Origin of the sequence: Curtobacterium phoenicis (assembly GCF_047238015.1) — a bacterium.
Lineage (GTDB): Bacteria > Actinomycetota > Actinomycetes > Actinomycetales > Microbacteriaceae > Curtobacterium.
This window is the reverse complement of sequence record NZ_JBDFLZ010000002.1, coordinates 2394997-2406771: the sequence shown is the minus strand read 5'-3', so window position 1 is coordinate 2406771 and position 11775 is coordinate 2394997. Positions and strand designations below refer to the sequence as shown.

Annotated in this window: 11 protein-coding genes; 8 read left to right on the top strand and 3 right to left on the bottom strand. The window is 71.6% G+C overall.

The window, feature by feature from the left end; genetic code table 11:
- Positions 1-691 precede the first annotated feature (691 nt).
- Positions 692-1678 (top strand): FHA domain-containing protein, encoded by a 987-nt coding sequence (locus ABC270_RS11575; protein WP_412882084.1) that lies wholly within the window; start codon positions 692-694, stop codon positions 1676-1678.
- A 321-nt stretch (positions 1679-1999) separates the two neighbouring features.
- Here the strand turns inward: ABC270_RS11575 and ABC270_RS11570 are convergent, their stop codons facing one another.
- Positions 2000-2221, bottom strand: a complete 222-nt coding sequence (locus ABC270_RS11570; protein WP_412880930.1) for a hypothetical protein — start codon at positions 2219-2221, stop codon at positions 2000-2002.
- 310 nt (positions 2222-2531) lie between these two features.
- Positions 2532-3503, bottom strand: a complete 972-nt coding sequence (locus ABC270_RS11565; protein ID WP_412880929.1) for an asparaginase — start codon at positions 3501-3503, stop codon at positions 2532-2534.
- 190 nt (positions 3504-3693) lie between these two features.
- Between ABC270_RS11565 and ABC270_RS11560 the strand changes: the two genes are divergently transcribed.
- Both ABC270_RS11560 and ABC270_RS11555 read left to right on the top strand, forming a co-directional pair.
- Entirely contained in the window at positions 3694-4191 is a 498-nt protein-coding gene (locus ABC270_RS11560; RefSeq protein ID WP_412880928.1) for an OsmC family protein, read from the top strand.
- 6 nt (positions 4192-4197) lie between these two features.
- Positions 4198-5175 carry an FKBP-type peptidyl-prolyl cis-trans isomerase gene (locus ABC270_RS11555; protein ID WP_412880927.1) on the top strand — a complete coding sequence of 326 codons (978 nt, stop codon included), beginning with the start codon at positions 4198-4200 and terminating at the stop codon, positions 5173-5175.
- A gap of 91 nt (positions 5176-5266) precedes the next feature.
- On the opposite strand, the gene ABC270_RS11550 is transcribed toward ABC270_RS11555, so the two are convergent.
- Positions 5267-5641 (bottom strand): hypothetical protein, encoded by a 375-nt coding sequence (locus tag ABC270_RS11550; protein ID WP_412880926.1) that lies wholly within the window; start codon positions 5639-5641, stop codon positions 5267-5269.
- Positions 5642-5704: 63 nt separating this feature from the next.
- Here ABC270_RS11550 and dxr point away from each other — a divergent pair, with 63 nt between their 5' ends.
- The 5 genes from dxr (at position 5705) to ispG (ending at position 11488) form a co-directional block, all read left to right on the top strand.
- A complete protein-coding gene (gene dxr / locus ABC270_RS11545) occupies positions 5705-6793 on the top strand; it encodes a 1-deoxy-D-xylulose-5-phosphate reductoisomerase (protein ID WP_412880925.1) in 1089 nt (362 codons plus the stop codon).
- A 129-nt stretch (positions 6794-6922) separates the two neighbouring features.
- Positions 6923-8257, top strand: coding sequence for a M50 family metallopeptidase (locus ABC270_RS11540; RefSeq protein ID WP_412880924.1), 1335 nt, complete (start codon positions 6923-6925; stop codon positions 8255-8257).
- A 34-nt stretch (positions 8258-8291) separates the two neighbouring features.
- Positions 8292-9740, top strand: a complete 1449-nt coding sequence (locus tag ABC270_RS11535) for a purine-cytosine permease family protein (RefSeq protein ID WP_412880923.1) — start codon at positions 8292-8294, stop codon at positions 9738-9740.
- On the top strand, positions 9737-10291 hold the full coding sequence (locus ABC270_RS11530; RefSeq protein WP_412880922.1) for a cysteine hydrolase family protein: 555 nt from the start codon (positions 9737-9739) through the stop codon (positions 10289-10291). Before ABC270_RS11535 ends, ABC270_RS11530 begins: the two co-directional genes overlap by 4 nt.
- A 63-nt stretch (positions 10292-10354) precedes the next feature.
- Positions 10355-11488: a flavodoxin-dependent (E)-4-hydroxy-3-methylbut-2-enyl-diphosphate synthase gene (gene ispG, locus ABC270_RS11525; RefSeq protein WP_412882083.1), complete on the top strand. Its 1134-nt coding sequence runs from the start codon at positions 10355-10357 to the stop codon at positions 11486-11488.
- The last annotated feature ends 287 nt before the right edge of the window (positions 11489-11775 follow it).

The window sequence follows — 11775 nt, the reverse complement described above, 5'->3', positions numbered from 1 at the left end:
CGTACGGAACGAGGAGCCGCCGCTCGATCCGGATGCCTTCACGAACGGGGCGGGGGACGGCACCGCGGACGACGATCCCGAGGTGACCCGTGTGGCCGAACGCTCCCGTCGGGGTCCGGTCGCGGACGGCGCGACACCGTCGGCTCCCGCGGCACCGGCAGCAGCGTCGACACCGGCCCCTCCGGCGTCGCCCGTGTGGAAGCCGCCGGTGCAGCAGGACGTCCCGTCGTGGCAGCCGCCCGCGAGGGAGGTGACCCCGGCCCAACCGTCGACACCGTCGTGGTGGATCGGTCGATCCACCCCTTCCGACCGGCGCGCCGAGCCCGACTCGTCAGGCGGTGTTCCGGAGAGCCCGGGCGGCGGGACGGTCGCACGGTCCGGAGACTCCGTCGAGGCCGCGAACGGCGAGGGAACGGACGGACCCGACCAGGGCCGCGGCACCCCGGAGGTCGGGAGCGATCGCCCGACGACCGTGGCGTCCCCGCCGCAGCCCGGGGACACTGCCGTCGTCGAGCCGTTGGTCGACCGGCGGCCCGCGCCCCAGCGGCCCGCACCGCTCGTGACCCCGGGATCCGCCGGGGCCACCTGTCACGTGTGCGGACACACGCTCGAGCCCGACGACATCTTCTGCGGCGAGTGCGGTGCCGTGCGCCCTGCGGTCACGGCGGCCTTCACCGGTCCGATCGTCCCGTTGCCCGTCGCACGCCCCGACTGGGCAGCAGACGACGACGGCGATCCCGGGACCGGTGACACGGTCGCCGAGCACGACGAGCTGACGGCCGGCACGGCCCCGTCGGACGGTGTCGACGACGCGGACGGTGCTGACACGGCTGGTACGACCGATGCGTCGACGAGGGCCGACGGGCCGTCCGGCGCCGCGAGGCAGACGGCCGAGCCGACGGACGTTGAGTCGTCCGTGGGGGCGCCGTCAGCGGAAGCCGACGACCAGCTCTTCCGTGCGGCGGTCAGGCGGCGCGGGCTCCACGCCGCGCCGACCGACGACGGCGACGACCTCGACACGTCGGCGACGGGCGGGTCCCACCCCGCCGAGGCGCAGGCGCCGACCGTTGCGCCGCTGCCACCGGTCCCCACCGCCGCTCCGCTCCCGCCCATCCCAGGGGTGCCCCAACCCGAGTCCACGACTCAGATCCCGGCGACGCCGCTCGGCCAGCCCGTGGTCCCGTCGAGCGCCGGAGCCGGGCTCGACGACGGCGACGCCACTGACGACGGTGACGGACCCGACGGGGTGCGGGACGACGGCGCACCCGACGATCGCCCTGTCGGGAGCGGACTGCCGCGCGACGAGGAACCGGACGTGGACGAGACGCGGATCGTGTCGAAGACCCCGACGCATGCGCCGTTCGTGCTGCACTTCAGCACCGGCGAACGCTTCGGTGTTCACGGGACCGGGCTCCTCGGGCGCCTTCCCCGCCCACAGCCAGGTGAGCGGTTCGATGACCTCCTGACCGTCCACGACCCCGGCAAGTCGGTGTCGAAGACGCACCTCGAGCTCGGGCGGGACGGCGGAGACCTCTGGGTGTCCGATCGGTTCTCCGGCAACGGGACGGTCGTGCGGCACATCGACGGATCGATCCGCCGATGCGAGCCCGGACGTCGCTACCGCGTCGAGCGGGGGGCGCGGGTCGACATCGGGGAGCAGTTCTTCCTCGTGCAGTAGCGCGTCCCTGCACCGGAGCCGATCGACGTGGCCGTGTCCACAGTTCGTCGGGCGCGTGCACGGGCGTGCACGGAGTGCTGGTGCGATGGGGGAGTGGAACTCCTCGCGGCGCGGACAGCGCTCGTCGGCGGCGCAGTCGGGCTCGTCGCCCTCGGCGTCCTCGCGCCGACCTCCGGGGTCGCCCGCGCGGTGGCGATCGGCGCCGGGTTGGTCCTCGCATTGCTGGACCGGTCGCTGCTGCGATCTGCCCGGACAGCGCCGAAGCCGCAGCAGAGCGCGTGGTCCGCTGCAGTGCCGGTGTCGACGTCCCTCGCTGGATCGTCACCGGGCGGCTCCGAAGCGCTGTCGGCGTCGGAGGGGACGGACGATGAGGGCCGCATCAGCCACGACCGGTCGGTGCTCGTGGGGCACGCCCTCGACGACGCTCGCGCCGTCCGGACCGACGCCCCGCACATCGTCGTCCTCGGGCGCGGGGTCCTCGCCCGAGCGGTCTTCGACGCCGTCGTCGCACAGTGCCACGCTGACGTGACCGCGGTCCGTCACAGCGATGACCTCCCGGGCGACCTCTCGGCTCCTCCGGACGGCGTGGCGGTGGCGGTCTGCACCGATCCCACGGAGTCGAGACGGACGGTCGTCCTCGTGGCCGAGCACGATCAGGTGCCGCGCCGGACGGACCTCCTGGTCACCGTGGGGCGCTCCGGCTGCTCGGTGCGCACGGACGACGGACGCATGGTGCGGATCCTCCCGGTGCTGCCGCGCGTCGAACCCCCGGCAGCACCGGGCGGATTCGACCAGGACACATCGGAACGCAGAGCGTCGGTCCGCCGGGCTGGAGCACGCCGGCGCTCGGGACTCAGCGCAGGCCGGCTCCGACGCGGACGGCCCCCACCGGCACGCCCCCGCCGAGCACCTGCTCGCCGGTCGCCGCCATGACCCTCGCGACACCCTCGGCGCTCACGAGACCGTTGCGTTCGAGGAGCGTCAAAGCCGCCAACGTCCCCGCCCGCTGGGCCCCGTCGAGGGTCTTCACCGCGACGGCCGCGCCGCCGGGCAGACCCATCACCATGACGCCCTCGGCGCCGAGCTTCGCGAGGACCCCGAGCTGCTCGATGGTCACGGTGTTCGCCCGACCAACGCCGTCGATCGCCCAGGGGTGCGCGAGCACCGCGTCGATCAGTGCCGCCGAGTCGCCGTCGGCACGGGCGACCACGGCCGCGAAGCCGCGGGCGAGTCCGGTCAGCGTGAGCGGGAAGACGGGTGCGCCGCAGCCGTCGGTGCCGACGAGGTCGACCGTCTCCGACGTGTACTCCTCGACCGTCGCACGGACCAGACGTTGCATCGGGTGCTCGATGTCGAGGTAGGTCTGCTCGTCCCAACCGTTGATCCGGCACGCGGCGAGCATCGCGGCGTGCTTGCCGGAGCAGTTCATGGCCAGGCGTCGTGGCTGGTCCATCGTGCGAGCGGTCGACCGGTCGAAGGGCATGTCGGGCGGGCAACCGAGGTCTGCCTCGACGTGGTCGAACGACTCGAGCATGTGTTGTGCCACGGCCTGGTGCGCGGCCGTCCCCGCGTGGCTCGCGGTGGACAGCACGAGCTCCTCGTCCGAGAACGATGCGCCGGCACGCCGTACGGCGAGCGCCTGGAACGGCTTCATCGTCGACCGGGGGTAGATGCTGGCGGCGACGTCGCCGACCGCGTCGATCACGGACCCGTCCGCCGCGACGACGACCCCGGCACCGATGTGACGGCTCTCGTCGAAGCCGTTCCGGTCGAGGACGGCGAGTTCGACGGATCCGTCGGCGGTGAGAGGATGGCGCGCAGTCATGCCGCAATGCTAGAGCGCGAGCCCCCGCCCGGACGGCAGGAGCGTGCCCTCCCGCCGCGACGGCGACACGAGCACGCGACGCCGAACGAGCAAGCACGCGACGGTGACACGATCAAGCACTCGACGGTGACACCAGCCAGCACGACCCGCCGACCCGAACCGCCACAGCCACAGCCACGAGGAGCCACACGTGTCCGACCACACCTACGATGTGTCCGTCCGTTGGACCGGAGACCGCGGCTCCGGGACGAGCGGCTACCGCGACTACGGCCGCGACCACGTCGTCTCCGCCGCGGGCAAGCACGACCTCGCCGGCTCCGCCGACCCCACCTTCCGCGGCGACCGCGACCGCTGGAACCCCGAGGAACTCGTCGTCGCCGCCCTCGCGCAGTGCCACATGCTGAGCTACCTGCACGTCGCCGTGCAGCAGGGGTTCACCGTCGTCGCGTACGAGGACCGCGCGACCGCGAGCCTCAACCTCAACCGCGACGGCTCCGGCGAACTCACGGAGACGACGCTGCACCCCGTCGTGACCATCCGGGAGGCCGACCGGGTCGAGGACGCCACCGCCGCCCATGCCGAGGCCAACCGCCTGTGCTTCATCGCCCGTTCCGTCGCGTTCCCCGTCCACCACGAGCCCGTGATCCGGGTGCTCGCAGTGGACTCATCAGCGAGTGCGGCAGACTAGGTCCTCGTGAAGCGTCTCCGCCTGCTCCCGATCGCCCTGGTCCCCGCCGTCGTGCTGGGGCTCGCCGCCTGCTCCGGCTCCGGGTCGGGGACCGCCTCCTCGTCACCGAGCGCGTCGTCGAGCGCGAGCGCGAGCGCAGCGGCCATCACCTCATGCCCGGACCCGGGCAAGGCGTCCGACTCGGTGAAGGTCTCGGGCGCGGTCGGCGGTGAGACGGCTCCGAAGGTGTCGTTCGCCAAGGGGCTCAGCGCATCGGAGCCCCAGCTGACGGTCGCGGTCAAGGGCGACGGTGCTTCGCTGCAGTCCGGCGACTACGCGCAGGTGTCGTACAGCGTCTACCAGGCGAAGGACGCGTCCAAGCTCGGCAGCGTCGGCTTCGACTCCGGCAACCCGCAGGCGCTCTCCGTCGGGGGCAGCGGGTTCGGCGCGATCCTCGCGTGCTCGAAGGTCGGCGACCGTCTCGTGACCGTCGGTCAGTCCTCCGCGATCGGGTTCAACACCGGTGGCGACGTCGTCGTGGTCGCCGATGTCGTGTCCAAGATCCCGACGAAGGCCACCGGCACGCCGCAGCAGCAGGACCCGGCGCTGCCGACCGTGAAGGACAAGGCCGACGGCGAGCCGGAGATCACGGTGCCGTCCGGCGCCAAGGCCCCCTCGAAGACCGAGGTCGAGGTCCTCAAGCAGGGCGACGGTCAGGCCATCAAGGACGGCGACACCGCACTCGTGCAGTACAAGGGCGTGACGCTGAAGGACGGCAAGGAGTTCGACTCGTCGTGGTCCAAGGGCGTCCCGACCACCTTCACCGTCTCCGAGGGGCAGCTCATCAAGGGCTTCGTCACCGGGCTCGTCGGGCAGAAGGTCGGCTCGCAGGTGCTCATCGTCACGACCGCGGCCGACGCCTACGGCGCGAACCCGCCTGAGGGGTCCGGCATCCCGGCGAACGCGCCCCTCGTGTTCGTCGTGGACATCCTCGCCCTCGGCTGAGATCCGACACGACGGAGGGCGGGGAGCACGAGCTCGCCGCCCTCCTCCACGTGGTCACCGCCTCGTGCAGCACGTTCGCCATCGGTGGTCATCAGGAGCGTGTTCGCGTGCTCACCGAGCCGAGGAGGAACGACGTTGCCGCGTCGGTCCCCGCGCACACGACGGTCTGCGCGCAGTCAGGCAGGACGGGGACGAACGCACGCGCCGGGAGGATCCTCGCCGCGAGCACCTTCCCGGTGTCGGTGTCGGTGTCGGCGTCGACGGAGAGGGAGACCGGCGCGTCGCCGTCGACGAGCGCCTCGATCTCCGTCCGACTCTGTGTGCTGCTCAGTGCCTCGAGCACCGCACGCTCGTCACTCGCGGAGCGGTCGGCGGGGCGCACCTCGGTCGCACTGGCTCCCATGAGTGCGACCCCGGTGATCGCCGCTGTGAGGGACGCGGCGAGCACGGTCTTCTTCGTCCTCATGGGGTCGCGCTCGTCACATATCAGCGGACAGTGGGTGTCGGTGGTCCTGGATACAGTGAATCCATGCAGCCAGACAAGCGCCGGATCGTCATCCTCGGCAGCACCGGCTCGATCGGCACCCAGGCCCTCGACGTGATCGAGCGGAACCCGGACCGCTTCGAGGTGGTCGGCCTGACCGCCGGCAGCAACCGCGACCTCGTGGCGCACCAGGCGGCGCGGTTCGGCGTCCGTGACACGGCGTTCGGCGACGAGGACTCCGAGCACCTCGTCCGCAGCGTCGAGGCCGACGTCGTCCTCAACGGCATCACCGGCTCGGTCGGCCTCGGCCCGACCCTGGCCGCCCTCGAGTCCGGCGCCACCCTCGCGCTCGCCAACAAGGAGAGCCTGATCGTCGGCGGCCCCCTCGTGCAGGCTGCCGCCCGCCCCGGTCAGATCGTCCCGGTGGACAGCGAGCACTCCGCGATCGCGCAGGCGCTCCGCTCCGGCTCCGCCGCCGAGGTCCGCCGCCTCGTGCTCACGGCGAGCGGTGGCCCGTTCCGGGGTCGCTCCCGTGACGAGCTCCGCGACGTCACGCCGGCGCAGGCTCTGGCGCACCCGACCTGGGACATGGGTCTCGTGGTCACGACGAACTCGGCGACGCTCGTGAACAAGGGGCTCGAGGTCATCGAGGCCCACCTGCTCTTCGGCGTCCCCTACGACCGCATCGACGTCACGGTGCACGCCCAGTCGATCGTGCACTCGATGGTCGAGTTCGTCGACGGTTCCACGATCGCACAGGCGTCCCCGCCGGACATGCGGCTCCCGATCGCGCTCGGCCTGGCGTGGCCGGACCGGGTGCCCGGCATCGGCGTGCCGCTCGACTGGACGACGGCGAGCACGTGGACCTTCGAGCCCCTCGACGCCGACGCGTTCGGTGCGGTGGCGCTCGCGAAGCGTGTCGGCGAGGCCGGCGGGACGTTCCCCGCGGTCTTCAACGCCGCGAACGAGCAGGCGGTGGCGGCGTTCCACGCGGGCGCGATCGGCTTCCTCGACATCGTCGACACCGTCGAGCGGGTGGTCGACGAGCACACGATGGGGGAGTCCTCCCTCGAGGGCGTGCTGGCAGCGGAGCGCTGGGCGCGCGCCGCGGCGGACCGCGCGCTGGCGCGCTGACCCGACCCGTGCCTCCCGGCTGGACGTCGGCGGTGGACCACCGGAGGTGACCGACCCTGCCTGGAGGCACGGTAAGCCTCTCAGAGAGCGCTCGGCTGGGTCTTGGGGAGCGTCCCGTACCCTTTCCCGGTGACCGTCGAATCCGTCCTGCTCTTCGTCCTCGGCGTGGTCGTCTTCATCGTCGGCCTGCTGGTCTCGATCGGACTCCACGAGCTGGGACACCTCTCCTTCGCGAAGCTCTTCAACGTGAAGGTGACGCAGTACTCGCTCGGCTTCGGCAAGGCGATCTGGTCGTTCAGGCGGGGCGAGACCGAGTACGGCATCCGTCCGATCCTGCTCGGCGGGTACATCTCGATGGTCGGCATGCTCAAGCCGCGGGCGTCGGGCAAGCCGAACGCGATCACGAACACGGGCATGTACGGCGCGTTCGTGCAGGACGCCCGGCAGGCGAGTGCCGAGCAGATCGCGGAGTCCGGCGGCGACGACTCGCGCGCGTTCTACCGGCTGACCCCGTGGAAGCGGATCATCGTCATGGTCGCCGGTCCCGCGATGAACCTCGTGATCGGGATCGTGCTCTTCGGCGTGCTGCTCTGCGGCTTCGGTGCCCCGACGACGACGTTCACGTCGAGCGTGGGCTGCGTCCTGCCGAACAGCCAGACGACGACGTGCTCCCCGGGCGACGCGGAGTCCCCGGCGAAGCAGGCCGGCATCCGGTCCGGTGACGTCGTGCTCTCGATCGACGGGAAGTCCGATCCGACGATCGCCGAGGTGTCGACGCTCTTCCAGCGGAGTGCCGGCAAGGAGCTCACGGTCGTGGTCGAGCGTGACGGCGAGCGGAAGACGCTGGAGATCACGCCCGTCACCGCCACGCGCGACGTGTACCTGTCCGACGGCACCGTCGCGAAGAACGAGGACGGCACCACGAAGACGCAGCAGGTCGGCGTGGTCGGGGTGAGCATCGGGCAGTCCCTCGTCCGGCAGTCGCCCGCTGCGGTCCTCCCGGCGACGGGCGCGCAGATCTCGGCGTCCGCCCACCTCATCATCGACCTGCCGCAGCGGCTCGTCGCGGTGTGGAACGCGGCGTTCGGCTCGCAGGCCAGGTCGCAGGACAGCCCGGTGTCGGTCGTCGGCGTCGGCCGCGCGATCGGCGAGGTGTCGTCGATGTCGGGCGTGCCGGTGGTCGACAAGGCGTACACGATCCTGGGGCTGCTCGCGTCGCTCAACATCGGGCTCTTCGTGCTGAACATGGTGCCGCTCCTGCCGCTCGACGGTGGGCACATCGCGGGCGCGCTGTGGGAGGCCGTCAAGCGTCGGTCGTACAAGCTCGTCGGCAAGGCGGACCCGGGTCCGATCGACCTCGCCAAGACGATGCCGCTCACGATGGTGGTCGTGGTGCTCCTCGCCGGCATGAGTGCGCTGCTCATCTACGCCGACATCGTGCGTCCCGTGAACCTCTTCGGGTAGCGACGGGCGCGCGGCCGAGCACTACGCTTCCCACATGAGCACAGCTCCGGAAGTCCGCACGGTCGAGCGCCAGGGGACCGACGTCATCGCCGAGGCCGACCGGAAGGGCACTCCGCGCGGCTTGTTCTGGCCGTGGTTCGCCGCGAACATCTCGGTGCTCGGACTGAGCTACGGCTCGTTCGTGCTCGGCTTCGGCATCTCGTTCTGGCAGGCGACGGTCGTGACGGTGATCGGCGTCGCGTTCTCGTTCCTGCTGTGCGGCGTCGTCGCCATCGCGGGGAAGCGTGGCTCCGCGCCGACGATGGTGCTCAGCCGTGCGGCGTTCGGGGTGCGGGGCAACCGACTGCCGTCGTTCCTCAGCTGGATCCTGACGGTCGGGTGGGAGACCGCTCTCGCGGCGCTGGCCGTGCTCGCCACGTCGACGGTGTTCCGCGAGCTCGGGTGGGACGGCGGCGTGCTGACGAAGGTCGTCGCACTCGTCGTGGTCGCGGCGCTCGTGGTCGGAGCGGGGGTCGCCGGGTTCGACGTCATCATGCGGCTGCAGACCTGGATCACCGTCATCACCGCCGTGCTGACGGTCGTGTACATCGTGCTCGCGGTCCCGTCGATGGACCTCGGCCGCGTCGGCGCTCTGCCGTCAGGGAGCGCGCAGAACGTGGTGGGTGCGCTCGTCCTCGTGATGACGGGCTTCGGTCTCGGCTGGGTGAACGCCGCAGCCGACTACTCGCGCTACCTGCCGCGCGCGTCCTCCACCCGCGGCGTGGTGGGATGGACGACGTTCGGCGGTGCCCTCGCCCCGGCGGTCCTCGTGGTCCTCGGCGTGCTCCTCGCGGGCTCGTCGAAGGACCTGAACGACGCCGTCGGCAGCGACCCGATCGGTGCGCTCACGACCATCCTCCCGGTGTGGTTCCTCATCCCGTTCGCGCTGGTGGCGATCCTCGGACTCGTGGGCGGCGCGGTCCTCGACATCTACTCGTCCGGGCTCGCCCTGCTGAGTGCCGGCGTGCGCATCCCGCGACCCGTCGCGGCCGGGGTGGACGGCGTGTTCATGGTCGCCGGCGCGGTGTACGTCGTCTTCTCCGCGCCGGACTTCATCGGACCGTTCCAGTCGTTCCTCATCACCCTCGGCGTCCCGATCGCGGCGTGGGCCGGAGTGTTCGTCGCTGACGTGCTGCTCCGTCGTCGCGACTACGCCGAGACAGAGCTCGAGGACCGTCGCGGCCGCTACGGCGACGTCCGGGCGGTCGCGATCGGACTCGTCGGGCTCGGCACCGCGGTCGGCTGGGGTCTCGTCACCAACACGTCGGGGGTGCCCGCCTGGCTCAACTGGCAGGGCTACCTGCTCGGCCCGTTCGGGCTCGGCGGCCGAGACGGGGCGTGGGCGTACGCGAACCTCGGGGTCCTCGTCGCACTGCTCGTCGGCTTCGTCGGCACGCTCCTGCTCTCCTCCGGGGCCGTGCGCCGCCAGGAAGGCCGCGCATGACGGTCCCCGACGACGCGTGGCTCATCGTCGTCGACATGCAGGAGGTCTTCACCGGTGAGAGCCCGTGGGCCGCGCCGCGGTACGCCCATGCCGGGATGGCGATCGAGCACCTCCTGCCCCGGTTCACCGGACGGACCGTCTTCACACGGTTCGTCGCCCCCGAGCGACCCGAAGGTGCCTGGGTGCCCTACTACCGTGACTGGCCGTTCGCCCTCGTGCCCGACGCCGACCCGCTCTACGCGCTGACGGAGCCGTTCGCGACGGCGGCAGCCGACCGGGGCGACCCCGTCGTGACGGAACCGACCTTCGGCAAGTGGGGGACGAGCCTCCGGGCCGTCGTCGGCGACCACCCGCACCTCGTGCTGTCCGGGGTCTCGACCGACTGCTGCGTCCTGTCGACCGCGCTCGCGGCGGCGGACGCCGGCGCGACCGTCACGATCGTTGCGGACGCGTGCGCCGGTGCGAGCGACGAGGACCACGAGCGCGCGCTGGCCGCGATGCGGCTCTACGCGCCGCTCATCACGGTCGTCGACTCCGCGAACGACCTGTGAACGGACCCGGCAGCGTCGCACCCACCGCGTAGAGTGGCCAGCGTGCCAGCAGTGAACCTCGGTCTGCCGAAAGTCCCGGAAACGCTCTCCCCGCGTCGCAAGTCGCGGCAGATCCGGGTCGGCAAGGTCCTCGTGGGCGGTGACGCGCCGGTCTCCGTGCAGTCGATGACCACGACGCCCACCACGAACATCAACGCGACCCTGCAGCAGATCGCGGAGCTCACCGCCTCGGGCTGCGACATCGTCCGCGTCGCCGTCCCGAGCCAGGACGACGCCGATGCGCTGCCGATCATCGCGAAGAAGTCGCAGATCCCGGTCATCGCCGACATCCACTTCCAGCCGAAGTACGTGTTCCAGGCCATCGACGCCGGGTGCGCCGCCGTCCGCGTCAACCCGGGCAACATCCGGAAGTTCGACGACCAGGTCGGCGCGATCGCACGGGCCGCGAAGGACGCCGGGGTGTCGCTGCGCATCGGGGTGAACGCCGGGTCGCTCGAGCCGAGCCTTCTGCAGAAGTACGGCAAGGCCACGCCCGAGGCACTCGTCGAGTCGGCCGTGTGGGAGGCGTCGCTCTTCGAGGAGCACGACTTCCACGACTTCAAGATCTCGGTCAAGCACAACGATCCGATCGTCATGGTCAAGGCCTACCGGCAGCTCGCCGCGGCGGGTGACTGGCCGCTGCACCTCGGCGTGACCGAGGCCGGCCCGGAGTTCCAGGGCACGATCAAGAGCGCCACGGCGTTCGGCATCCTCCTCGCGGAGGGCATCGGCGACACCATCCGCGTCTCGCTGTCCGCACCGCCCGTGCAGGAGGTCAAGGTCGGCCTGCAGATCCTGCAGTCGCTCAACCTCCGCGAGCGCAAGCTCGAGATCGTCTCGTGCCCGAGCTGCGGCCGCGCACAGGTCGACGTCTACCAGCTGGCGAACGACGTCACGAAGGGGCTCGAGGGGATGACCGTCCCCCTGCGCGTCGCCGTCATGGGCTGCGTCGTGAACGGCCCCGGTGAAGCCCGTGAGGCCGACCTCGGCGTCGCGTCGGGCAACGGCAAGGGGCAGATCTTCGTCAAGGGCGAGGTCATCAAGACCGTGCCGGAGCGCGAGATCGTCCAGACCCTCATCGAGGAGGCGAACCGCATCGCCGACGAGATGGGTCCGGCCGCCGCGACCGGCACCGTCCAGGTGATCACCGCACCGTAGCGCACACCGCGTGACGGACGGGAGGCACGGTGCCAGCTGGCACCGTGCCTCCCGTCCGTCACGCGGTGCGCGCGCATGGGGTGCGCGCACCTCGCACCGTGCGAGCCGGACGCGAGGTGCGAGGTTCCACACACGGTGGGACCGGGTGAGCCCCGCACGACGCGGGGAACCTCGCACGATGCCGTGAGGCGTCCGCGCCCTCGCACCGTGCGAGCATGCGCCGCCGCCGCCGCCGCCGCCGCTGCCGCCGTCGCCGCCGCCACTCCGCTCCCGCCCGCACGCTCCGC